The organism is Shewanella sp. ALD9, from assembly GCF_002836315.1.
Classification (GTDB): Bacteria; Pseudomonadota; Gammaproteobacteria; order Enterobacterales; family Shewanellaceae; genus Shewanella.
Map to the genome: position 1 here is coordinate 706,348 of NZ_PJCD01000002.1, position 23,761 is coordinate 730,108.

The following is a 23,761-nucleotide window of genomic DNA, read 5'->3' on the forward strand; positions in this document are numbered from 1 at the left end:
TAATTGCTATTAAAATATTCTTATTGAAACCATTAAGGCGACAGATTAGAGTCTAGCGAGTCGGTTTAGCTTTCTAAAGGATTATATGATTGCAGCAATAATAGGTGCGACGGGTTTAGTGGGGAATACCTTACTTACTCGCATCATTGAAAGTGAACATTATAGTAAAGTATTGGTTATTGGCCGTTCGGCACCCAATTTGGTCGAACATCAATTTGGGGCTGAAAAAGTGCAATTTATTTGCTGCCAACTGGACGAAGTACATGAGCTGGCATTGGCAGAAAAAGTTGATCATGCGTTTTGCTGTTTAGGCACCACAATCAAACAAGCGGGCAGCGAAGAAGCTTTTAATCAAGTCGATAAATTAGCCGTATTGGCTTTCGCTAAACTTATCCAAGTTCAAGAAAATCCTTCACTTAAATTTATGGTGGTGACCGCATTGGGCGCGGATGCTAAATCAACCGTGTTTTATAATCGAGTCAAAGGCGAAGTAGAGCAGGCCCTTAAGGCACTATCTTTACCGGTACTCAATATTTTTCAACCGAGCTTATTATTAGGACCACGAGATAATGGTCGTTTTATGGAAGATATTGGCCAAAGCCTTTTTGGTGGTTTATCGTTTCTATTTATCGGTCCGCTGCGTAAATATCAGCCCATTAATGCGCACACGGTAGCGGAGTCGATGTACCAAGTGGCTTTGAAGCCTCAGGTCGCTCCCACGCATCAAATTATCACTAATGCCATGATGCATCGCTGTCATTATTAATACCAATCGTATTAGTTATCTGCTCATGCTGTGGGAATTCAAATGACGTTAATCAAGTCGAAGACTTGAAGGCATAGTCATTTTACGTCAAAAGGCTTCAACGCAGAATAATGTGATTGGTTTGATACTAAGCTCGACAAAAACACGCGAATATGACAAGTTAATGCACATGTGATGTTTAATACTAACAAGGCAACACGAGTAACTATAACCATAACGTAAGGAGAACGAGAATGAGTGATGATAACGATTTATCTTTAAATGAAGTCTGTGAAATACTCGACAAAAGCCCTACTACGATTAAGCGTTATGCTCGCGAAAATTTACTGTTCACTGAACAAAACGGTAATGTGCTAAGTTTCAACAAAGCCGAAGTAATGCGTTATCTGGCATTTTCTGAACGTTAATATCGACTCTGAACGTTAATGTCGAGTGAAACCCTATTTGCTAAAAAATCCCCAAACCGTCAATGACAGTATGGGGATTTTTTATTGATACGCTCAGTTCATATTCTTATTTACAGCTTCTAAGCTACGCTTGGACGAGTAAATATGAATGACCGCACATGGGCTAGCAAACATAAACCCAACGCTCAACACAGCATTAGTCACCAAAATCATCTAGCAAGATGTTTTCAGACTCGACACCTAAGCTTTCTAGCATGGCTATCACTGACGCGTTCATGATTGGAGGACCACACATATAAAACTCACAGTCTTCTGGCGCTTTATGTTGTTTCAAGTAATTCTCATACAGCACGTTATGAATAAAGCCGGTATAACCCGTCCAATTATCTTCAGATAATGGATCAGACAAAGCAACATGCCAAACAAAGTTGTCATTTTCGGCGGCTAGTTGATCAAAATCTTGCTGATAGAACACTTCACGAGTTGAGCGAGCACCATACCAAAAGCTCATTTTACGTTTGGTTTTAACACTTTTTAATTGGTTAAATATGTGCGATCGCATCGGTGCCATACCCGCACCACCACCAACAAACACCATTTCAGCATCGGTTTCTTTGACAAAAAACTCACCAAAGGGACCAGAAATTGTTACCTTATCACCGGCTTTTAAATTAAAAATATATGACGACATTTTGCCTGGTGGTAAACCGGCTTTAGGCGGCGTTGCAATACGTACATTTAGCATAATCGTCCCCTTTTCATCAGGGTAGTTTGCCATTGAATAAGCACGTAATACGTCTTCATCAACGGTAGACACTAAATCGAACAAACCGTATTTAACCCAGTCACCACGATACTCTTCAGGAATATCAAAATCGGCATAACGTACTTCATGCGCAGGCGCTTCAATTTGAATGTAACCACCGGCTTTAAATAATACATCTTCACCGTCGGGGATTTTTAATAACAGCTCTTTAATAAACGTCGCTTGGTTATTATTTGAAACAACCTCACATTGCCATTTTTTAACCCCAAAAATTTCTTCATCAATCTCAAGTTCCATGTCAGTTCGCACCGTCACTTGGCACGCTAAACGACAGCCTTCTTTGGCTTCTTTTTTCGAAATATGATCAAGTTCGGTCGCTAAAATATCACCGCCACCGGCTTTCACTTTTACGCGACATTGGCCACATGTTCCACCACCGCCACACGCTGATGGTATAAAAATATGTTGTCCAGACAGTGCGCCCAATAACTTATCACCAGCAGGAGTTTGCACGCTTTTGCTGGCGTCACCATTAATACTAATAGTGATATCATTGGTGTTCACTAACTTACGTTTGGCAGCTAAAATCACCACCACTAGCAAACTTACCACTATGGTAAACATGCCAATACCTATTGCCATTTCCATTAAATAACCCTTCTCTTCAATGCGTTACAACGTAATGCCCGCAAATGACATAAAGCCCAGAGCCATTAAGCCGGTGGTAATAAAGGTAATCCCAATACCTTGTAACCCATCAGGAATAGCATGAAACTTCATCCGCTCACGCAATCCCGCTAATAACACAATGGCCATCGCCCACCCCACACCAGAACCCGCAGCAAAGACCACTGACTCAGTAAAGTTATAGTCACGGTTAGCCATAAAGATAACCCCAGCAAAAATGGCACAATTCACCGTTAATAGCGGTAAGAAGATCCCTAATGACTGATATAAGGTCGGAATATAACGGTCTAAAAACATTTCTAAGATTTGCACTAATGCAGCAATGACCCCAATAAAGGTAATCAACTGTAAATAGCTTAAATTCAACTCAGGAAACCCAGCCCAAGCTAATGCGCCTGGCGCTAAGATATTAACGTAGATAATTTGGTTTAATGGCACAGCCAGCATCATGACCACAATCACCGCAATGCCTAAACCAAATGCAGTAGAGACCTTTTTCGACACGGCTAAAAAGGTGCACATACCCAAGAAAAATGACAGCGCCATGTTGTCGATAAACGCTGCTTGGATAAATAAATTAATATAGTGTTCCATGCTGTTTCCTTATCCGCGCTTACGCTGAATGATTTTAATAACCCAAATCATCACGCCAATTAAAAAGAACGCACTGGGTGGTAAAGTGAACATTTCATTTGCAAGATACCAACCGCCATTTTCAACAGTGGTAAATATGTTGTGACCAAACAAACTGCCACGCCCCAGTAGCTCACGAATAAACGCTACGCCCATTAAAATTAAGCCATAACCCAAGGCATTGCCTAAGGCATCAAATACGGCTAAATGAGGCGGATGTTTCATCGCAAAGGCTTCTGCTCGGCCCATAATGATACAGTTAGTGATGATCAAACTAACAAAAACAGACAACTGTTTTGACAATTCATACGCCACGTCTTGTAGCACCATATCGACAATAATCACCAACGAGGCAATCACCGTCATTTGCGCAATAATCCGCACACTATTAGGAATAAAATTGCGGATACTTGAGATAATCAAGTTAGAAAATACCAACACAAAGGTCACAGCAAGTGTCATGACGAATGCAGTTTGCATCGAATTACTGACCGCTAAAGCCGAACACACACCTAATACCTGTATTGCCACAGGGTTATTAGCCATAATTGGCGATGTTAGGATCTCACGAGTTGAAATAGCACGACTCATTTACTTACCCTCCGCAGCTAACGTGTGTAGATAGGTTTGGTATCCTTCTACGCCAAACCAAAACTCGACTAAGCGCTGAATACCGACACCGGAACGAGTCGCCCCACTTACGCCATCAATACCGTGAATGTCACCATCTTTGGCGCCGCCCTTAACCACTTTAATGGCAATATTACCTTTGGCATCAAATAACGTTTTGCCTTGCCACAAGGCTAACCATTGTGGGTCAGTAATAAAGTCCGCAATACCTGGGGTTTCGCCATGTTCATAAAACACGATATTTTCGATAGTGTTTAAGTCTGGTTTTATCGCCATGTAACCGTAAATAATCGACCATAAACCTTTGCCATAGATCGGCATAACAATGCTGGCAAGTTGGCCATTGGTGTCATACACCTCAAAAATACGAATGTCGGTCGCCATGGTTTTAATTTTAGCGATATCTTTTTTCGGTTTGGTCGAGGTTTCAGGGTTGATCGATGCCATTCGCTCATCAAAATCAAGTAGATTGGCTTTTTCAGTCACCTTGCCTGTCGCCAAGTTAACCATCTTAGGCTTCACTCGTTGAGCAAATAACTCACTAAAGTCACCTTGGCTGATGTCGATGTCCGCAGCCTTTAACACAAACTGCTGCACTTCTTCGCGCTTTTTAGCCAACTTACGCTCTTTTAAAATCTCAACGGTACCGGTGATCATAAATGAGCAAACTAGGCTTAAAATGATGATAAAAATCATTGTTCCAGCGACGCTATCTTTCTTAAAGGCCATGACGTTTTAGTCTCCGTTTAATATTGGCGCGTGCGACTAAGTAGTCGAATAACGGTGCCCATAAATTAGCAAACAAAATAGCCAACATAATGCCCTCTGGCATTTTGGCATTCAGTAAACGAATAATAATGGTCATAAAACCAATCATAAAACCAAAGGCAAATTTAGCCTTGCGGGTATATGACGCCGTTACCGGATCGGTGGCCATAAACATCATCCCCAGTGCAAAACCACCAGTGACTAAATGCCATGTCCACGGCATTGCCGACATAGGATTTCTGCTAGAACCAAAGTAGTTAAACAACAAAACGGTTATGATCATTCCTAGCATCACGCCGGCTACCACACGCCAATCAGCTACGCGGGTAAGCAGTAAAATACCACCACCGATAAGGATGGCTAAGGTACTGGTTTCACCCACTGCACCTGGGGTAAAACCTAAAAAGGCATCCCACCAAGTGCTGTCGCTTAATACGCTGAACCAACTCACATCAATAAAGCTTAATTTTTTAGCCACGGTAAGGGTTAACGTCGTTGCACCAGAAAAGCCATCAACCGCCACAAACTGGCTTAATGACACCACTTCTGTTGGGTATGCAAAATAAATAAACGCATAACCCGCCAGTGCAGGGTTTAAAAAGTTGTAACCCATACCACCAAACATCTCTTTGGCCACGACCACACCAAAGCTAAGGCCCAAAGCTACAATCCATAACGGCGTAGAGATAGGTAATATGAGTGAGAATAATAACGCGGTGATAAAGAAGCCTTCGTGCAGTTCTTGGTGGCGCACTTTGGCAAACACCACTTCCCACACCAAACTGACCACCAACGCAGTTAAGTAAAATGGCACGTAAAAACTGGCACCATAGGCGAACAAACTGATTAAACCTGCGCTTTGCGTAAGTGGGCCAAACAGTAAGTCATAAAAGGCAAGTTGCCATACATCCGGCTGTGTTGCCCCGGCAATAATGGCTATTTGAGCCTGCAGGCCAATGTTGTACATGCCCAATAACATTGCAGGAAATAAGCACATGCCCACAATATGCATGGTGCGCTTAACATCAATCGCATCACGAATATGCACATCACCTTTGGTGCTACGACCATTGGCTATCCACAACGAACGTAAATAGCTGCGCATCGAGTTGCCATGAGCGTAATAGCTGTCTTGTTTGCTAGGCTTTTTCTGTTGCTGACTCATTAACCTTCCCTCTCGATAATATCTAGGCAAGCACGAAGTTCTTTACCAAAGTCATACTTTCCTGGGCACACAAAAGTGCACAACGCTAAATCTTCTTCATCTAGCTCTAATGCGCCGAGCAGTTGTGCCTCATCGGTATCACGCACCACTAAATCACGTACTAACAAGATGGGTAAAATATCAAGCGGCATAACGCGGGCCAGTTGGCCAAACGCCATCATGGCTCGTGGAGAACCACCAGCAGTAGTGGTGAAATCGAACAGTTTTTTGGTGCGACTAAAACCTGACATCATGATGCCGGTAAGTGAAAATTTACTGCTGTCATGACGCACCCAAGGCAACAACTCTTGACGTTCATTTTCAGTCAATACGCTAATTTGATTATGGAATCGACCTAGGTAATCGTACACATCAGCAGCGGTATGGCCTGACAATAATGACCCAGACACAATGCGCGACTGTCGCTGGTCAATTTCACCATTTACCCATTCGCTTAACTTTGCGCCTAACTGGGTACGCACTAAACGAGGCTTTAATACATTAGGCCCTCCTAGCGCGACGATGCGATCAGTATACAGTTCACCGGTTAAAAACAGTTTGCCGAAGGCAATCACGTCTTGGTAACCGACATGCCACACCTGGCGTTCAATACTGGCTGGTAACAGGTAATGAATGTGAGTGCCGACTAATCCTGCTGGGTGCACGCCGTTAAAGCGTTGCACACTGACTTGCGATAAGTCGTACTCGCTGCTGGCATCTGCCAATAACGAAACGCCATCGTCTTGGCATAAATACACTTTTTCGGTGGTCAAAAACGTAAGGGCAAATAATCCGGCTTGGAAAGCCTGTGGTTGAGTGGCAATAATGACACGCGGATCGGGCGCGAGAGGATTTGTGTCAATAGCCGTAACAAATATCCCTGCAGGACTGACATCTAATTGGGGCACTCGAGAAAAAGGACGCGTACGCAGCGCTGTCCATAAGCCACTGCGGACTAAACCGTCTTTAACGGCTTGATGTGATAACGCATGAATATCCACTGATTGGAGAATAATGGCAGGCTCTTGCGTGGCATCACAATCAATCACTACCGACTGCAGTACCCTACGTTCTCCGCGATTAATCGCGCAAACAACTCCGCTGGCTGGCGCAGTAAATAACACGCCAGGGGTTTTCTTGTCCTCAAACAGCACTTGGCCTTTGGCGACATGATCACCCACTTCAACCGACATTGTAGGCTTTAAGCCAACGTATTCTTCACCAATTAACGCCACTTGAGTCGTTTTAGGTGCGCCATCTATTTGCTGCAGTGGTTCTCCAGCAATCGGGATATCAAGTCCGCGCTTAATAGTTATTACTGGATTGGTAACACCAGCCATCACATTCACCATCTAAAAATATTCGATAGCTTATGTTATATGTTTGCAACTACTAATATAGTAACTAAGATCACACTCCGAGCGAGGACTGTAATTTTGGAACATAACCGAATGCCAGATTTGTGAAGCAGGTCAATTTATGGTCTCGAGATAAAACTATTTATGTAATTTATGTGTCAAAAGGGTTGTTACATTCCGGCAGTATTAGCGGTACATGTTATAACCAATAATCCATAAAAAACCCACGACTAGATTGATTAATATCTACAAATTAGGCTTGATTACTCCGCACCAAAAACAGCCATAACGTATGTTCTATCGCGCTAGGCTAAGAGTTTAATCCGCTAATGGCTTATTTTAATCCGCTAATGGCTTATTTTAATCAGCTATCTGTTGAATTAGTCGACCTTGTTGAAAAAGGTACACGCAATCCATTTGTTCTAACGCAGTCAAACGATGACTAATCATTAACAGGGTTTTATGCTCCGCAAAATCGAGCAACACGTTAAGGATTTCACGCTCGGTACGTTTATCTAATCCTTCCGTAGGTTCATCAAGCAGTAACAAAGGAGCGTCACGCAATAATGCCCTAGCGACTCCGATTCTGCGCTGCTCACCACCCGATAATTGTCGGCCGCCCTCACCTATCCAGCAATCTAATGGTTTATCGCCCTGCAACAAGGTTTGTAAACCAACGCGCTGTAATACCTCTATAAAACGAGGATCATGAGCTTTTTGGGTTTCGCTTTGCACAAAGGGCAACGCCAAGGCTAAATTGTCACGTAAGGTGCCAGAAAACAGATAAACTCGCTGACTCACCACGGTCATCGCAGCACGAAGATTGGCATCGCTGTAGGCACTTATGGGCTCGCCATCAAGCGAAATAGACCCTTGTTGCGGCGCCCAATCACGAGTAATCAGCCCCAACAAGCTGGATTTACCACAACCTGTGGGACCTAAAATAGCCACTTTTTCACCGGCTTTAAGAGTCAAATCTACACCTTGTAACACTGGTGAATGGCTGTGATAACCAAAGTGAACACCACTGAGCTGCAAGGCGCCGTGTTTTGCTTGCAAGTGACTGTTAGCATTAAATTTAACACTCGGTGTTTGTTCGGTTATTTCGGTCACCCTTCGGGCGGCAAGTACTGTGCTAGATAAATGTTGAAATGCACCGGCTATTGGCATCATCATTTCAAGGCTGGCCATGGTGGCAAACACCATTAAGGCCATTAACGGCCCCGGAGGCGTGGCATCTCCGACGCTTTGACCCGCTAAATACAACATAAACACTACTGCAATGCCATTGATTAATATCAATAATGCTTGGCTCAACCCAGTAATATTAGCCATGGTAGTTTGCTGACTAAATAAAGCCTGCTGTGATTTATCAAGTTGGGCTAAATAACGCTTATTGGCGCCAAATAAACTTAATTCAGCTTGCCCCTGAATAACATCAAACAACTCGACTCGATATTGCCTTTGCGCTTGCATCAATGCTTGCCCAGGTGCCTTACCTAAGTAATAAAATACCAGCGGTAAGATAAACCAAGCCGCTAATAACAAAGCACATAAACTCAAGGCTAAATGGTTATCAAACCACCCGAGAAACACCAACAATACCCCAATCATCATCAAAGATGCGGTCATTGGCGTGAGTAGGCGTAAGTAGAGATGATCTAACGTATCAATGTCGGCAACTAAACGATTGAGTAAGTCGCCTCTGCGCAGACCTTGTAAGTTAGCGGCACTCAACGGCAGCAACTTATTCCATGCCCAAACACGCAGTTGAGTCAGCAATTTAAAGGTCGCCTCATGCGTTGCTAAACGCTCGCCGTAACGACTTGCTGTTCTGGCGATGGAGAAAAATCGAACGCCTCCTGCCGGGGTAAAAAAGTTGAATGTTTGGGCCGTCAACACTGCTAAGCCTGCTACCGCACTGGCTGATAAGAACCAACCAGATAAAGACAACAGACCAATACCGGTGAGTAACGTGGTAAACGTAAGCAATAAGCCGACTAACATCATCAGCCACTGGCGGCGGAACAAAGCAATAAACGGCCTTAACACCTGAATAATGTTACGCGGCGCGGCATCAACGGGTTGCGACATCAGCACACCTCCGGTTGTTGATTCTGTTGCTGATTGAGCATTTGTGCTAATAATCCATCAGCCTGCTGTAAATCATTTACATGGCCTTGCTGCACTACCATTCCGTTGTCCATCACCAATACGTAATTCATGTTGTGTAAATCATCTAATTTGTGGGTAACGGTTAATGCTGTTGTCGACTGCATCGCGCGGTGCAACGAGGCCAGCACTGACTGCTCGCTTTGGGCATCTAAGCTGGCAGTGGGTTCATCTAATAAAAACAATTTAGCGGGTTGTGCCAACGCACGTGCTAATGCAAAACGCTGGGCCTGGCCCACTGACACTCCTGCACTTTGGTCGCTTATGACTAAATCGAGGCCTAATGGTTGCTGCTTTACAAACTCACTGATATCAGCTTGTTCTAGCAACGTCATAATCTGCTCATCGTTTAATTGCGGATTGGCCAATGCAACATTTTCTCTCACCGTGCCATGAAACAATTGCGGATCTTGCCCTAACCAAGCCAAATGTTGCCGCCATTGGGCCACATTAAGTTGTGACAATTCCTGACCATTAATCAGTAACGATCCCTGATAAGGCAAAAAACCCAGCAACGCATTAAGCAAGCTGGTTTTACCCGCACCACTTGGGCCCACAATAGCCCAGTGTTCACCTGCGGGTAATGTAAATGATATTGGCCCAGCTAAACGCTGACCATCTAAACTAAACACTTCAATCCCAATCGCTTGAATGTCTATGCTGTCGGCTGTGAACGCCATATCTGGTGATGCTGAATGGATTTTAGCAGGGGTATTAACGTGATAATCAAGTAGCTCAACCAACGCTTCTGCAGCGCCTATCGCTTGAGCTTTGGCGTGATAATGAGTGCCTAAGTCTCGCAGGGGTTGATAAAATTCTGGCGCTAAAATCAACACAAACATGCCAGTAAACAAACTTACCTGTACGCCATAGTGACCAAAATCTAAATGGCCTAAGTAACTAAAGCCAAAGTACACCGCCAACACGGCAATCGATACCGCGGCAAAGAACTCTAATACCGCGGAGCTAAGAAAGGCTAAGCGTAATACCGACATCGTCCGGGCACGAAAATCTTCCGAAGCATGTTCAATGTTAACTAACTCGGCTTCACCGCGATTAAACAGCTTTAACGTTTGTAGGCCTTTTAGGCGATCCATAAAGTGACCGCTTAAACGTGATAACGCCTGCATATTTTTACGATTAGCATCTGCGGCGCCCATACCCACTAAAATCATAAATAGCGGAATCAATGGTGCCGTGGCCATCAAAATAATCCCAGCGGCCCAATTAAGCGGAAACACACAGGCTAATATAAGCAAAGGAATAAACCCTGCCAGCATCATCTGCGGTAGGTATTTAGCATAATAGTCATGTAAATCTTCAACTTGCTCAAATACTAAGGTTGCCCATGACCCAGCAGGTTTGCCTTTAATAAATACCGGCCCTAATGCGACTAATTTATTGAGCACCGCTTGGCGTATGTCGGTGCGTAAACGTTTGCCCGCCTCAAAGCTTATCCGTTCACGCACCTGCGCTAACAATGCTCGGGTGAATAGCAAACCAATAAGGGCAAAAAATTGAATGTTTAATGTGGCGGGAACAAGGTTATCAATAATGACACCCTGTAAAATCTGAGCAATAAAATAGGCCTGTGCCACCATGGCAATGCCATTTAGCACACCACATAGCACCGATAGTTTGAGGAAAATACCACAAGAAGATTGTTGGCTTTTAAGCCATTTGGCTAATGACTTTTCTAACGACTTGTCCATGAAGCTCCGGCAGAGTTATCGATGACCACTTTAATCACGCAGTATCGCAGTACTGGCATCGAGTTAACACCTAAAACAGTGTAAATGTTATCTGATTCACATTTTGCTAATAAAGCCTTATTTAAAGATTAAATTTAACCACTATCAGCTTGAAATTTATCAAATTCAATAAAGTGCATCTTTTTACAAATAGAATGGTTAATCACAAACAACATCACAGTGTTAAACACAAACACGTTGAGCGACAAAACCAAGCTAATTTGCAAAAAGAACCAAAGGGGAAGCAATGCGAGTAAAACAATTTATTGTTGGTAATAACATTTATTGACCAGTACTCTCCCCGTATTTTACCAATACGTGCCAGAGTAACTTTAAGTCTTGTCGTTTTTTAGAATGTGCACCACGCTCACTCCATGAAGCCGGTTGTTTTTGCAATTGATACGCCGCACGGCCAATAATCTCAGCATTAATCAACTCATTTTCAGCAAGGCTTTGCGCCAAAATAGGCATCGCAGCACCACGAAAATCATCGGGTATTTGTGCCACATTAATCTGCCGCCCTTGATGCCAATGCAACTCAATTCCATACTCATGACACAAGGCGACTAATGAATCGCCAATGGCAGTGCCTACATATGACGGATCGGCCACTAATATGGCAATATCTTGATCCAGCGACACATCGCCGTGAATTTGGGCTTCAATATAATGATCTAAATTACCGCTAGGGGCCACATCGAAACGGCTACTGATATCATCGGTTAAATGCTGACTAAAATGTTCAATCAACTTACTCGGTTTAAGCCCAGAAATACCCAAAGCATATTGACGCTCAAAACTCTCACTGAGTAATGCCGCTAAAATCGCATCAAAACACTTTATAGTGCCCTTTTCTTTGGGCAACCGATAAGAGTCCATGTAACTAAAGGTACATCGAGACAATATTTGAGGATGAGTCACTAAATAACAACTGCCAAAGCGAGGCGCCGGGCCTAATGGGCACAAACCAAAATCTAACGCACCATATTTAGGCCGATGCTTAATCCCAGAATAGCTATGACCAAATAATTGGTTTTCCCAATGGTCGCGAGAACCGCCTAATTCTGGTGATAAATGACCATTAGAGACATGGGTTTCAAACTGGCTTTTATACACCCCATCACGCAATAAACCATCAACAACAGTGAGGCCTCGATTATCAATTTGATCGGGATGAAAATGCAACGCAACTCGGCTATGTTGAGCGAGCTCGCGCATAGCAAGTTGAAGAGATAAGGTTGAAATATTAGACATTAACAGCACATTTTTGATCACGGCATGAGCATGATCTCGCAGCTCATACGCCATTTTCTCAATATGTATTTGTGCCGTTAATTTCATCAGTTAGAGACACCTTAAGTTAAGTAACCTCAGCTAAGTCGCTGAATATTTGGATAGAAAACGAGTTACCATTTTATTGTATGCAATAAGTCGACTTTTAGCACTGATTCTGGTCTTAAGATTAACACGATTTCATTAAATCGCTGTATTTGGCAATCATAAGCGAGGCATTTTCACCATTAAATAGTCCATTATTAATTGTAATTTCAGAGTATATATCGTTGCCCACACAGGGATTTGATAGCACTCAAAGAGGTTTTCAGGTAAGCTTCACGGCCGCCGTTACTGGCTACCTTTTATTCAAAGCAACAATGCGTTGCCCAAAGAGATTTTTCTATGAGTTTTTCCTCACTTGGTCTGAATGCTGCTATTTTAAAAGCGGTTGAAAAACAAGGTTATGACACCCCCTCTCCAATTCAAGCACAAGCAATTCCAGCTGTTTTAGCCGGTCAAGATGTAATGGCAGCAGCACAAACAGGGACAGGAAAAACAGCTGGTTTTACCTTACCAATTTTAGAATTATTATCTAAAGGTGAACGAGCGCAACGTGGTCAAGTCCGTGCGCTAGTATTAACACCAACACGCGAACTTGCCGCGCAAGTACAAGAAAGCGTCGCTACTTACGGCATCAACTTACCGTTAAAATCAGCCGTAGTCTTTGGTGGCGTGTCCATCGTGCCACAATTAGCTGCGCTCAGAAATGGTGTCGACATTCTGGTCGCAACGCCAGGCCGTTTACTCGACTTATGTCAGCAAAAAGCCATTAGCTTTAACAAATTAGAAATTCTAGTGTTAGACGAAGCAGACCGCATGCTAGACATGGGCTTTATTCGCGACATTAAAAAAGTATTAGCATTATTACCCGCTAAGCGTCAAAACTTGATGTTTTCAGCAACATTCTCGAATGAAATTCGTGAACTTGCTAAAGGCCTGGTTAACAATCCGGTAGAGATTTCAGTTACGCCGCGTAACGCAACAGCAAACACTGTGACCCAATGTGTGTATCCAGTGGATAAAACCCGTAAATCAATGGCGCTAATCGAACTGATTAAAACCAATGATTGGAAACAGGTGTTAGTGTTTTCTCGTACCAAACATGGTGCTAACCGTTTAGCGAAAAGCCTAGAAGCTGCTGGCATCAAAGCCGCTGCCATTCATGGCAATAAAAGCCAAACAGCACGCACTAAAGCATTGGCAGATTTTAAAGCCGGTGCCGTACAAGTTATGGTCGCAACAGATATTGCCGCGCGTGGCATCGACATCGATCAACTGCCATTCGTGGTTAACTTTGACTTACCTAACGTACCTGAAGATTATGTGCATCGTATTGGCCGTACCGGTCGTGCAGGTTCAACAGGTCAAGCTGTATCATTAGTGGGTCTTGAAGAAGTTAAATTACTGCATGATATCGAGCGTTTAATCAATCGTGTTATTGAGCGTAAGCAACTCGCTGGTTTTGAAGCACCATTCACTATCCCTGAAGCGAGTAGCAGATCTGGCGGTAATAGCGCTAAAAAGCCAAACCCGAATCGCAGTAAACATGCTCAACAGCATGCAAATGATGGCGCTCAAGGTGATAAACCAGCGCGTAAACCTGACTCTCGCCAACCATCACGCAGTCACGATAAGCCTGCAGATCCTAAAGCGGAAGCTAGAGCGAATGGTAATAAACCACCACAGCGTAATCGTCCACCACGTCGCAGTGGTACTGCACCAGTAGTGTCAGCCAATAGCAATAATCCTTATGCCAACGCTAAAGTTAAAAGCTAACTTGCGATAGAGCATAAAAAAGCCGGTGAACATTGTTCACCGGCTTTTTTATTATTCAGGCATAACCCAATCGACTAACTATCAATCAACTGCAAATCAATCAACTGCAACCCTACAGGCTGCAAAAGGCTCAGTTACATGAACCACGCACGATAGCTACGGCCTTTTAACTTACCTTTACTGATGATATTCATCGCTTGTTTAGACACATTGCTTTTTACGGCAAAGTAAGCGCGAAAATCAGTCACTTTAATTTTGCCAATATCGTTAAAATCTAAACCATTGCCACCCGTTAATGCACCAACAATGTCACCAGGACGGATTTTTTGCTTTTTACCCGCCTCAATCTGAATCGTGATCATTTCAGCAGCTAGTGGTTGCTTGTTGAGCGCACTCATTGGCGGTAAAGGCTCACTGACGACATCTTTGTTCATGGCTTCTTCAATCATCGCCATTTTGTAACCGTCTTCTTCACCAAAGAAAGTATATGCGGCTCCAGAACTGCCAGCACGGCCAGTACGCCCGATACGGTGAATATGCACTTCAGTATCGTAAGCAATATGATAGTTAAATACTGCGTCTAACTCATCAATATCTAAACCACGTGCAGCTACGTCGGTAGCAACTAAAATACGCGCACTACGGTTAGCAAACTGCAATAACATTTGATCGCGATCGCGCTGCTCTAAATCGCCATGTAATGCTAGTACGCTAAAGCCAAACTCATGTAATGAGTCAGCCACTTGTTGGGTTTCACGCTTGGTATTACAAAACACGACTGCGCTTCCAGGCTGCTTATCTAATAACAATAAACGCAATGCCTCAAGACGGCCCTGGTTATCTTCAATACGATAAAAGTGCTGATCGATAGTGAGGTTATCGTGTTTAGCTTCAACTTTAACCATTACCGGTTTATACAGAATTTGATCGGCAATCGCTTGGATTTGATCTGGGAACGTGGCACTAAACAGCAATGTTTGACGTTCACGAGGGGCCGCGGCAATGATTTGGTCAATGTGCTGTTGGAAGCCCATTTCTAACATGCGATCGGCTTCATCTAAAATCAGCATGTTCATGTTACTTAAATCTAAACGGTTGCGATCTAAATGATCAACAATACGACCCGGTGTACCGACAATAATGTGTGCTCCGTGTTCCAATGAGCCAACTTGTGGCCCCATAGGTACGCCGCCACATAGCGTTAGTACTTTAACGTTATGGATACCACGGGCCAAGGTACGAATGTCTTTCGCTACTTGGTCGGCTAACTCACGCGTTGGACAAAGCACCATGGTTTGGATGCGAAAACGTTTTACATCCAGTTTATTAAGCAATCCTAAACCAAAGGCAGCTGTTTTACCTGAACCAGTCATCGCTTGGCCGATAACATCTTCACCGGCCAAAATAGGCGGTAAGCTCTCAGCTTGGATCTGAGTCATCGATTCAAAACCCATAGTTTGGAGGTTTTCAAGCAATTCAGGTTTTAATTTAAGTGATGCAAAAGCCGTGTTAACGACTTGTTCTGTAGACTGACTCAAGGCAAATATCCTCTGATATCGAAAGGTAAAAAGCAGGCAAAAGCTGCAAAAAAATATACCAATACCATTACATAAATGAGCCAATAACGCGCAAAACTATCATTAAACAGCGGAACAAAATTAGCATATACAATGATGTTATATGAAAAATGCTTACCGCTATTTGCGAACGATTTATCTTGCCAGAAGGAACAGATAATAAATAAGATTGGTGTGAGCAAAGGTCTTAAAACAAACCTAAGCCAGATGTCAGCTATTGTAGCAATTTTATTCGCAGTTCGCTGACAAATATTTATCAATAATTCAGCTTATTTTGAGGGTAATGCTAGGTAATTTGGCCAAAGTGGCCTTGCTGATAATCACGAACAGCTTGCTCTATCTCAGCCTGGGTATTCATCACAAACGGCCCCATGTGGACAATTTTTTCGTTAATCGGCTTGCCCGCTAATATTAACAACCCAGCACCTGTGGCCTCGGTTTGAAAATGACAGACTTCAAGCGCATTTAAAACTAAAAACTGCCCTGCTCCTGCAGTTTCTCGCAAACCTTGTGCATCAATATAGTTAAGCTCGCCTTGATACACATAAGCGCACACCGTTTGGTGCTCTGCAAGATTCAGCGTGCAGTGACCATATTCAGTTAACGTTAAATCAGCAATTGCCCCATGGCCAGCTAACCCCTGAAGAGTTGAAGTAATCTTATGTGGCTCATGATTAAAACCCCAACTCCCCGCCAAGGCAACAAGCGTTGCGCCGTGTTCGTTATTTATACGGGGATTAGTCTGTTTGCTGCTGTCTTGATAAATAGGCGGACGCATTTTGTGTTTTGCTGGCATATTGATCCAAATTTGAAACCCATGCAGCCCTTCTTTGGCATCTGCTAATGGCATTTCAGAATGCAGCACGCCACTGCCAGTACTCATCCACTGCACATCTCCGGCACGAATAGGTTTAACATTGCCCATTTGATCGCGATGTTCAAAGCCGCCTTTACGAATATAAGTAAAGGTTTCTACACCTCTATGTGGATGCGGCGGAAAACCACCAATAAAATCTTGTTCATCATCAGACTTAATCTCATCGATCATTAAATATGGATCAAAACGAAGCTTATCAAAGTCGGCAATACGATTAATGTTTACACCATCACCGTCCATTGCGGGCAAAGCGCTAAAACGCTGTAATACTTTCATGAAAACCTCGGTGATGAAAAATAACTATTTAATAATAGCAGGCTGTTAACTGAATAAATATTGCATAATAGTGTGATTTTCTTTCGATAAAATAGACCAATTAACAAGGATGATGTCTTTTGCTCAAGCAAGATAAATTTATCCACATCAATTTATGAACTTTACCTTCTGTTAACAATCAAAAAAGGACTGATAATACTGCGATAAAGTGATTGATATAAATGGAAGTAATAACGGTTGGCTGGGAGCCACATCACTCTCGATCTTCAACACACTCCTCTAAAGAAGCATATTGGCTTAAGCCTGTACTCACGGCATTCATCATCCATGTTTTATTGATTTATGTGTTGATTGCGTTTTGGTACCAAGACACGACGCAACGAGTGTCAGCTTTAGTGGTTAAGCCTTCGCCCACCGCAATAAAAAGCTATCTCATGACTTCGGCGCAATACCAATCAATAACCCAAACAAGTTTATCACCCAAGCTTCATGACCTAGAAAGTGCCCGACTCATAAAGAATTTTCCGCCCATTATTGATACGAATGTTGATGTTAGCCAATCGACGTCTATAAACGCGAAAGAGACACCAATCTCCTTAGATGAAGACAACAACACCCTCGATAACGTGATGCCATCAAACAATAAGCCCAACAACATACAACCACATGTAATAACCAAAAAAAATAATGTACTTCCGAGCCAAATAAAACCAAAAATGACCACTGACATCAACAAGTCCGCGCCATCATTAGCGTCAATACAACAAGCCACTAGCCATTTTATACAGCAAAATAATATTGCAGCATTAGACACACTCGTAGGTTCTCAAACTGCATTACAAAACAAACCCACTGGCACTATGAGTGAAATGGACCCTAACCTTGATTTTATAGAGTTAGCAGCAGAAATTGATATCAGCCAACCGCATACCTTTAACCATAGGCTAGACCCTAACAGAATCGTAAAACAGGGCGATTATTGTTACCGGGTGGTTGAATTGGCAACTCAAGTGAATCCTCATGGATGGGGACTAGGATTTGCAACATTTTGTGGCGAAGACCAAGTCAAAAAACAATTAACAGAAGCGATTCGCAAAAGAGTCAACGCCGTAAAATGAGTTACTGGATTGGCATGGTCATATCAACATCTGGCATCACTATCCTAGTCAATGATAAATAAGCCGCTAATACCGCAAATAAGATACCCAAAGCCCTTTCCTTATGATGATTCCTGACTAGGACCTAAGATGCCACACATGGCCAATCTATCTTTATCAATAAAATATAAATGAATAAACAGCTATGAGCACTAAGCTATTGCATGAGTGCATTCATGACAGGCATAAAATGAAGCCCACCAGCCACAAACATGACTCGTTCATTATTATCGATCGCGGCTTTCACCTTGTTAATGGCGCTATTATCCCTAAACTCATTTACACGATCTTTAATCGCTTTAAGCGTCGTAAATTCAGAGGTGCTGAGTTGTTGGTCAAAAATAGTTGCCGATGAAAACTCAACCCACGATGCAGATTTCCCCACCATGGTTGATAACATAATGTCTAACTCAGCAATTGAATCTGGCTTAACATTTAGGTGATATTCTGTTGCAGGAAAACCAGATTGTCCGAGCAGATTAGACATCTTACTTTTCGCGTCGGCAAGACTAACATTACTGAGCAACTGTGGTGCTTGTCTTAATAAATAAAATACCTTTAGGCTTTCATCATCAAACTTCTCTAACACAAATTTAGCTTCACTTAGGCTATCGCCTTCCCAAGTTGTTACTTTGACATGATGCTGCTTAGCTAAAAACTGTAAAAACCCCATTTCACCACAGCACTTAATCGCTTCAGCTTTAGACATTTTATCAGGCCAATAACCACCTTCTAACAACACTAAAGTGGGATTAAGCTCGTTAAAAAGGCGTTCTATATCGACAAGTTGAAGATCATTAACATCGTTTGTATGTGTAGTGCCAATAATCATATAGCCACGGTCTAATGAACGTAACAATGACAAATTAGATGTAGGCTTATATCTGTCATTCGCTTGAACATTCAAACACACACCTAACACCAATAATGTCACAACCGTTATCATTTTTTTCATCGTATTACTTCCCTGTATATCCAGATATAACTAACGTTATCCGTTGATAATTAACATGAAACAAAGGATTTCCAACACAGTTAATAACCAGCTTAACTATCGATAAAAATCGCCAGTATTATGCTAACTATTATCAAGTTTTTTAGTTTTTACCCCTTACTCAAAGCAATTGAATGCTACAAGCTATTGCACGCACACGCTTTTTCACCGCTCTTTTGAATCCACTCTTCGTATTGTCCTTCAGGACATTGATTTTTTATGGTTTTGCATTGAGCGCCATTACGTGAGTATTCGCCACCAATAACTTTCTCGATGAACTAATCGTTAACCTGAGCACTAAAATCTTTTTAAGAACAACCAAGTAAGAGTGCGATGATGACAATTGATAAGTATTTCATGTAATATCCTTTTGCATTTTATACCGAAAACTGACGCCAAAAACCGGCACTTAAAAGCATCACAAAGTGAGCGAAAAATAAGTGCATATAATGATTTTTATGGTTTATGGTGAGTGTATATTATTGATAGAAGTTAACTTTCAGCGTTAACTTTATTAGCGTATTTACCAATAACTTTACCCGTGGTAGCCCACACTATAACGCCGCCCCACGCAATAAAAGAAAACCCTGCAGGGATACACGCTAACAGAATATATTTAAAGTGTTTTCGATTAAAAAATAATGCCAAAATAGCAGGAAGAAACCAAAGAGTCAGCCCCCCAATAACTAACACCACTAAAAAAGTATAATTCTCATTTGCGACTATTTCATTTATAAATTCCATTTATTACGTTCTCCCTAATTGATAAGTGCAACGGATTATACTAAAACATAAAGCCTAAATAACAAGCTAAAAGTCATCGTATTATAAAAAATGCCTTATTTACACAAATCATCATTTTTAGTTGAAACATTATTGACACTATTATTGCCGTTTTTGTGCTGGCCGCTAGTCTAGTAGACACTTCTCATGCCGATGTCACTTGTATTAATTAAACTATGGCTTACGTCCACTACGCCTGTTTAGTACTCATTGCTTATTCGGACACCGACCATTACAAACCACTTAACCAGCTGATTTAAATATAATATCTAGCTTTAATCTTTATTAACCATCAAAGAAAAAACCATACACCCAAAGCGATACTCGGCAAAAGAATACGATAACGGCATACAAAGAAGGCTGTAGCACACAAGCTAACACAGTTGATAAACAGCACTTATTTAAGCCATTGATATGCACATTCGCGATGTACAGTGTATTGATGTTGTTGATTGATTGGTTAGTGGGTGGGTTGTTTAGTTGGTTAGTTGGCAGGGTAACCGCATGAGTGTGCGTTTTTTGAACACTATAAATAATTTCGATACTGAATCACTTCCAATCATTCATGAAGTGATAACGTACTGAACAAATATAGTTCTAAAAACATACTTAATCTGTATAAAAAACGTTCACAACCTCACCCTGGGTTAGTTGGTTAGTTAGTTGGTAAGTTGGTAAGTTGGTAAGTTGGTAAGTTGGTTAATTTGTTTTGGCAGCAAGATGCTCAGCAGAGTCAACAAAGTAAAATTACCTCAATTATACCGAAGTCATCACCTCACAATTTGTGATATTACAATCTAATTAAATTGATTTACCAACTCTGTTTGACGTATACCCTGACCACTAATTTCTTGGCTATGTATTGCTGCATTATGACAATTTTGTTCAAATTGATTAATGCCATCTTGTAGTATCATCGCGTTGTTATAAATTTGATTAACAACAGCAGCTTGCTCTTCTGCCGCCACTGAAATCTGCTCGCCATTACTTTCGATAATACTCATCACTTCACTAACCGAGACCAGGCTTTTCTCGAGTATTTGACTAGAATCAATACTCTTATCTATTAACAAATGGCTTTGTTCCATCTGTGCAACGGCTTCTGCAGTTGTGCGACTAAGTGAATTTATAATAGCGTGTATTTCATGAGCAGAAGTTGCCGAGCGACTGGCCAAGTTACGCACTTCATCCGCGACCACAGCAAACCCTCTACCAGCCTCTCCAGCCCTAGCGGCTTCAATGGCGGCATTGAGCGAAAGCAAGTTTGTTTGCTGTGCAATACTCTCGATCACCTCGACAACTTGGTTTACATTTTGACATTGCTTATTCAGCGAAGAAATAGCAATACGAGATTCTTCCAATAAGTTATTAATTTCCGTAGTCGCGATTTGACTGCTGGCTAATGCCACCTTAGTTGACTCTATTTGTTCAACTAAGTGATGAATTTCTGTGGTTGAATTTGTCGTATTTTTAGCTATATCAGTAACAGACGAGCTCATTTGGCCGATGGCTGTGACAACTTGCTCAAGGTTTTGTGATTGCGTAACCAACTGATTTTGATTGGCTTGATTTTGTTGTTGATGCTCTTCTAAACCTTGCTGTAATTCCTCACCACTTTCTTTTATACGTCCAACCACCGCCAGCGTTTCAGCTTTTTGCATCCGTAGACTTAATTCGATGTGAGAAAGCTCATCGGTATAACCTGTATAAACAAATTGATTTAGTGGATTATTATGTATTGTTTCACTTAATATCAATATGTTACTAAAACGCTGTTTAAGAACATAAAGCGGCCGACAAAAACAGATAATGGCAACAATAAATGCGACGACGGTGAAAAAACCACTTGAGTAAGGCAAGGACATCAACAACCCAACAGATAGCAACCAAGCCAAAAAAAGTTTGGTAATAATATTGGCACCAAGCTTAGGCTTAGCAGCTTTACCAGCATTAATTGCATCGTAACAGGCTTGAGCACGTTCAGTCAGCTCTGCTTCAGGCTGAGTTCTTACCGACTGATACTCGCAAATAATACCGTTACGTTTAATCGGGGTCACATAAGCGTTAACCCAATAATACTGACCATTCTTGCAGCGATTCTTCACCAATCCCATCCAGCTTTTCCCTTGCTTTATGGTGTCCCATAGGTCACTAAATGCAGCTTTAGGCATATCTGGGTGGCGTACTATATTGTGGGGTTTATTAATTAGCTCATCTTCTTTATAACCACTGACCGTCATAAAGTCATCGTTAACATGAGTAATAACACTGTCTAAATCGGTTGTTGAAAGGATCATATAATCCGACGGATAAGTGACTTCTTCATCGATGATATCTTTTGTGGTCATGTTGATATATTAAACGTCATTGAGTTAAATAATTAAGCTGATTATTAAACAATCAGCATTATTTGTATGTGATGACTCACGACTTTAATCAGTAAATAATTAACATCTTTGAAATATTTGCGATGGGTCACACTGAAAGTTATCCAGACTCACAACAGTTCAAAGTATTGACTCGATCATATAATGGGCAAGAAAATGGCAATCATCATGATTGATTGGTTTTTATTCTTGAGGTTTTGAATTGCGATGTTGTTTCGCATAATTAAAGCTTAGAGAAGCAATAGGATAAAGAGATTTAATACTTTTCCTATACCGAGCAAAGACAATCGTGGCGATGGTGACACCAACTGTGACCCCAAAAGGATGCTTTCGAGTCTGCTTTTTAACAGAATGGAGTAATAAATTAAGCGTTAACTCGCACTGCCTAACAGAGTCTTTCCCCTGCATACGTGTTAACTTAATCGAATGATTTAGATGCTTTAGAGATGACATCGATACCCTCCTTTAATTGGGAGACAGTGTCTTTGAAGCCAAAAAAACGAATAAGCCGTTTTTGCCAATACAGCAAGCCAACTAAAACCAACATCATTGTGAGTAGAAATACCCCTAAGCCAATAAATATGCTGTCAGTGAGGCTGTAGATCACAATCCCGGAGCAAACACATAAACTGAAGATAAAGAGAACTAACAATGGAATAAATAAAAGCTGGCAAACAAGAAACTGTTTTGCTGCGGCAACATTTCGTAATATTTCCATAAAGAAAAGTTGGACTGTAGACTCTGACCACTGTCCAACCTCTTGAGCTAATTTCGATGCCTTATTAAAAATATCTTTAATTTCTTCAACGTTTACGTCATCGGAGTTTACGTCCACCTCATCTGAGTTAACGTGAGGATCGGTCTGCGAGCCATCGGAGATTTTATCTTTACTGTGCACTTTCTCAGTGTTTTCCATAATAAAACCCCTCCGGCCGCTTTGCTATTTTATAAGTTTCGAAATCGCCCATCCCGCTAAAAAAGCACACCCGACACTTAATAAAGGGTGTTCCTTAATAAGATTTTCAGTTTGAGCTGTTGCCGATTTAACTTTTTCAGTGCCTTCACCCAATGATTCTTTCGCTTTATCTTTCAAGGAATGAACAGCCTCTGAAGTCGCTTCTTCAGCTAAGTGATAAGCATCTTCAATTTTCTGTTGTGGATCTTGATTTTTTGCCTTTGTTGTAGCCATTTCTAATCTCCTTAAATACAAAATTTATAGAGTGATATTACGCTGAAATAAATAGGGGCAATAAAAACTGTCCAATTAACACACTATTACGATAAATAGATTGGGTCAATTTATATAACATTAATAAAAAAACATGCCTAAATATTAGCGACTCTATTTTAATAAAGCGAAAGGCATGCCACATTTAAACCGAAGCAACAAAAAAACAAACAACTGATAAATATAACATTTATATTTTATGATAAAAAATGAAATATTTTAATATAAT

20 protein-coding genes are annotated in these 23,761 nt (G+C 41.7%); 4 read left to right on the forward strand and 16 right to left on the reverse strand.

The annotated features are described in order from the left end of the window. The first annotated feature begins 85 nt into the window (after nucleotides 1-85). Both CXF88_RS06495 and CXF88_RS06500 read left to right on the forward strand, forming a co-directional pair. Nucleotides 86-766, forward strand: a complete 681-nt coding sequence (locus CXF88_RS06495) for a hypothetical protein (RefSeq protein ID WP_101086090.1) — start codon at nucleotides 86-88, stop codon at nucleotides 764-766. A gap of 233 nt (nucleotides 767-999) precedes the next feature. Beyond that, entirely contained in the window at nucleotides 1,000-1,173 is a 174-nt protein-coding gene (locus CXF88_RS06500; protein WP_101086091.1) for a helix-turn-helix domain-containing protein, read from the forward strand. 196 nt (nucleotides 1,174-1,369) lie between these two features. Here the strand turns inward: CXF88_RS06500 and nqrF are convergent, their stop codons facing one another. From nqrF to CXF88_RS06545, 9 genes are all read right to left on the reverse strand, one after another. Beyond that, on the reverse strand, nucleotides 1,370-2,587 hold the full coding sequence (gene nqrF / locus CXF88_RS06505; protein WP_101086092.1) for an NADH:ubiquinone reductase (Na(+)-transporting) subunit F: 1,218 nt from the start codon (nucleotides 2,585-2,587) through the stop codon (nucleotides 1,370-1,372). 24 nt (nucleotides 2,588-2,611) lie between these two features. Next, nucleotides 2,612-3,220, reverse strand: a complete 609-nt coding sequence (nqrE, locus tag CXF88_RS06510) for an NADH:ubiquinone reductase (Na(+)-transporting) subunit E (protein ID WP_101086093.1) — start codon at nucleotides 3,218-3,220, stop codon at nucleotides 2,612-2,614. 9 nt (nucleotides 3,221-3,229) lie between these two features. After that, the gene (locus CXF88_RS06515) at nucleotides 3,230-3,850 is read right to left on the reverse strand and encodes an NADH:ubiquinone reductase (Na(+)-transporting) subunit D (RefSeq protein ID WP_101086094.1); all 621 of its coding nucleotides are present in this window, start codon (nucleotides 3,848-3,850) and stop codon (nucleotides 3,230-3,232) included. Then, nucleotides 3,851-4,618: a Na(+)-translocating NADH-quinone reductase subunit C gene (locus tag CXF88_RS06520; protein WP_101086095.1), complete on the reverse strand. Its 768-nt coding sequence runs from the start codon at nucleotides 4,616-4,618 to the stop codon at nucleotides 3,851-3,853. Further along, on the reverse strand, nucleotides 4,608-5,822 hold the full coding sequence (locus CXF88_RS06525) for an NADH:ubiquinone reductase (Na(+)-transporting) subunit B (protein ID WP_101086096.1): 1,215 nt from the start codon (nucleotides 5,820-5,822) through the stop codon (nucleotides 4,608-4,610). The genes CXF88_RS06520 and CXF88_RS06525 overlap by 11 nt, the downstream gene beginning before the upstream one ends. Next, nucleotides 5,822-7,201: a Na(+)-translocating NADH-quinone reductase subunit A gene (locus CXF88_RS06530; protein WP_101086097.1), complete on the reverse strand. Its 1,380-nt coding sequence runs from the start codon at nucleotides 7,199-7,201 to the stop codon at nucleotides 5,822-5,824. Before CXF88_RS06530 ends, CXF88_RS06525 begins: the two co-directional genes overlap by 1 nt. 378 nt (nucleotides 7,202-7,579) lie before the next feature. Further along, nucleotides 7,580-9,277: a cysteine/glutathione ABC transporter ATP-binding protein/permease CydC gene (gene cydC / locus CXF88_RS06535; RefSeq protein ID WP_197708422.1), complete on the reverse strand. Its 1,698-nt coding sequence runs from the start codon at nucleotides 9,275-9,277 to the stop codon at nucleotides 7,580-7,582. Nucleotides 9,278-9,312: 35 nt separating this feature from the next. Continuing rightward, nucleotides 9,313-11,103 carry a cysteine/glutathione ABC transporter permease/ATP-binding protein CydD gene (cydD, locus tag CXF88_RS06540; protein WP_101086098.1) on the reverse strand — a complete coding sequence of 597 codons (1,791 nt, stop codon included), beginning with the start codon at nucleotides 11,101-11,103 and terminating at the stop codon, nucleotides 9,313-9,315. A gap of 321 nt (nucleotides 11,104-11,424) precedes the next feature. Beyond that, nucleotides 11,425-12,483 carry a DUF3626 domain-containing protein gene (locus tag CXF88_RS06545; RefSeq protein WP_101086099.1) on the reverse strand — a complete coding sequence of 353 codons (1,059 nt, stop codon included), beginning with the start codon at nucleotides 12,481-12,483 and terminating at the stop codon, nucleotides 11,425-11,427. 336 nt (nucleotides 12,484-12,819) lie between these two features. Between CXF88_RS06545 and CXF88_RS06550 the strand changes: the two genes are divergently transcribed. Beyond that, the gene (locus CXF88_RS06550; protein ID WP_101086100.1) at nucleotides 12,820-14,253 is read left to right on the forward strand and encodes a DEAD/DEAH box helicase; all 1,434 of its coding nucleotides are present in this window, start codon (nucleotides 12,820-12,822) and stop codon (nucleotides 14,251-14,253) included. A 134-nt stretch (nucleotides 14,254-14,387) separates the two neighbouring features. Here CXF88_RS06550 and dbpA read toward each other — a convergent pair whose 3' ends face one another. Both dbpA and CXF88_RS06560 read right to left on the reverse strand, forming a co-directional pair. Then, complete coding sequence (dbpA, locus tag CXF88_RS06555; protein WP_101086101.1) at nucleotides 14,388-15,791, reverse strand: ATP-dependent RNA helicase DbpA; 1,404 nt, start codon at nucleotides 15,789-15,791, stop codon at nucleotides 14,388-14,390. 325 nt (nucleotides 15,792-16,116) lie between these two features. Continuing rightward, complete coding sequence (locus tag CXF88_RS06560) at nucleotides 16,117-16,983, reverse strand: pirin family protein (RefSeq protein WP_101086102.1); 867 nt, start codon at nucleotides 16,981-16,983, stop codon at nucleotides 16,117-16,119. A gap of 221 nt (nucleotides 16,984-17,204) precedes the next feature. Between CXF88_RS06560 and CXF88_RS06565 the strand changes: the two genes are divergently transcribed. Continuing rightward, complete coding sequence (locus CXF88_RS06565; RefSeq protein WP_101086103.1) at nucleotides 17,205-18,101, forward strand: hypothetical protein; 897 nt, start codon at nucleotides 17,205-17,207, stop codon at nucleotides 18,099-18,101. Between the two features lie 196 nt (nucleotides 18,102-18,297). On the opposite strand, the gene CXF88_RS06570 is transcribed toward CXF88_RS06565, so the two are convergent. The 5 genes from CXF88_RS06570 to CXF88_RS06595 form a co-directional block, all read right to left on the reverse strand. After that, the gene (locus tag CXF88_RS06570) at nucleotides 18,298-19,095 is read right to left on the reverse strand and encodes a hypothetical protein (protein ID WP_101086104.1); all 798 of its coding nucleotides are present in this window, start codon (nucleotides 19,093-19,095) and stop codon (nucleotides 18,298-18,300) included. A 531-nt stretch (nucleotides 19,096-19,626) separates the two neighbouring features. After that, a complete protein-coding gene (locus CXF88_RS06575; protein ID WP_101086105.1) occupies nucleotides 19,627-19,878 on the reverse strand; it encodes a superinfection immunity protein in 252 nt (83 codons plus the stop codon). A gap of 836 nt (nucleotides 19,879-20,714) precedes the next feature. Then, nucleotides 20,715-22,265: a PAS domain-containing methyl-accepting chemotaxis protein gene (locus tag CXF88_RS06580; protein WP_101086106.1), complete on the reverse strand. Its 1,551-nt coding sequence runs from the start codon at nucleotides 22,263-22,265 to the stop codon at nucleotides 20,715-20,717. A 457-nt stretch (nucleotides 22,266-22,722) separates the two neighbouring features. Further along, nucleotides 22,723-23,220, reverse strand: a complete 498-nt coding sequence (locus CXF88_RS06590) for a hypothetical protein (protein ID WP_101086108.1) — start codon at nucleotides 23,218-23,220, stop codon at nucleotides 22,723-22,725. Between the two features lie 24 nt (nucleotides 23,221-23,244). After that, the gene (locus tag CXF88_RS06595; protein ID WP_101086109.1) at nucleotides 23,245-23,493 is read right to left on the reverse strand and encodes a hypothetical protein; all 249 of its coding nucleotides are present in this window, start codon (nucleotides 23,491-23,493) and stop codon (nucleotides 23,245-23,247) included. Between the last annotated feature and the right edge of the window lie 268 nt (nucleotides 23,494-23,761).

Coding starts and splice junctions, on each gene's coding strand:
- CXF88_RS06520 (WP_101086095.1), bottom strand. CDS start 4,618: ATGGCCTTTAAGAAAGATAGCGTCGCTGGAACAATGATTTTTATCATC.
- CXF88_RS06545 (WP_101086099.1), bottom strand. CDS start 12,483: ATGAAATTAACGGCACAAATACATATTGAGAAAATGGCGTATGAGCTG.
- CXF88_RS06560 (WP_101086102.1), bottom strand. CDS start 16,983: ATGAAAGTATTACAGCGTTTTAGCGCTTTGCCCGCAATGGACGGTGAT.
- CXF88_RS06500 (WP_101086091.1), top strand. CDS start 1,000: ATGAGTGATGATAACGATTTATCTTTAAATGAAGTCTGTGAAATACTC.
- CXF88_RS06575 (WP_101086105.1), bottom strand. CDS start 19,878: ATGGAATTTATAAATGAAATAGTCGCAAATGAGAATTATACTTTTTTA.
- cydD (WP_101086098.1), bottom strand. CDS start 11,103: ATGGACAAGTCGTTAGAAAAGTCATTAGCCAAATGGCTTAAAAGCCAA.
- CXF88_RS06550 (WP_101086100.1), top strand. CDS start 12,820: ATGAGTTTTTCCTCACTTGGTCTGAATGCTGCTATTTTAAAAGCGGTT.
- CXF88_RS06495 (WP_101086090.1), top strand. CDS start 86: ATGATTGCAGCAATAATAGGTGCGACGGGTTTAGTGGGGAATACCTTA.
- CXF88_RS06565 (WP_101086103.1), top strand. CDS start 17,205: ATGGAAGTAATAACGGTTGGCTGGGAGCCACATCACTCTCGATCTTCA.
- nqrF (WP_101086092.1), bottom strand. CDS start 2,587: ATGGAAATGGCAATAGGTATTGGCATGTTTACCATAGTGGTAAGTTTG.
- CXF88_RS06530 (WP_101086097.1), bottom strand. CDS start 7,201: ATGGCTGGTGTTACCAATCCAGTAATAACTATTAAGCGCGGACTTGAT.
- nqrE (WP_101086093.1), bottom strand. CDS start 3,220: ATGGAACACTATATTAATTTATTTATCCAAGCAGCGTTTATCGACAAC.
- CXF88_RS06590 (WP_101086108.1), bottom strand. CDS start 23,220: ATGGAAAACACTGAGAAAGTGCACAGTAAAGATAAAATCTCCGATGGC.
- CXF88_RS06525 (WP_101086096.1), bottom strand. CDS start 5,822: ATGAGTCAGCAACAGAAAAAGCCTAGCAAACAAGACAGCTATTACGCT.
- CXF88_RS06580 (WP_101086106.1), bottom strand. CDS start 22,265: ATGACCACAAAAGATATCATCGATGAAGAAGTCACTTATCCGTCGGAT.
- CXF88_RS06570 (WP_101086104.1), bottom strand. CDS start 19,095: ATGAAAAAAATGATAACGGTTGTGACATTATTGGTGTTAGGTGTGTGT.
- CXF88_RS06515 (WP_101086094.1), bottom strand. CDS start 3,850: ATGAGTCGTGCTATTTCAACTCGTGAGATCCTAACATCGCCAATTATG.
- CXF88_RS06595 (WP_101086109.1), bottom strand. CDS start 23,493: ATGGCTACAACAAAGGCAAAAAATCAAGATCCACAACAGAAAATTGAA.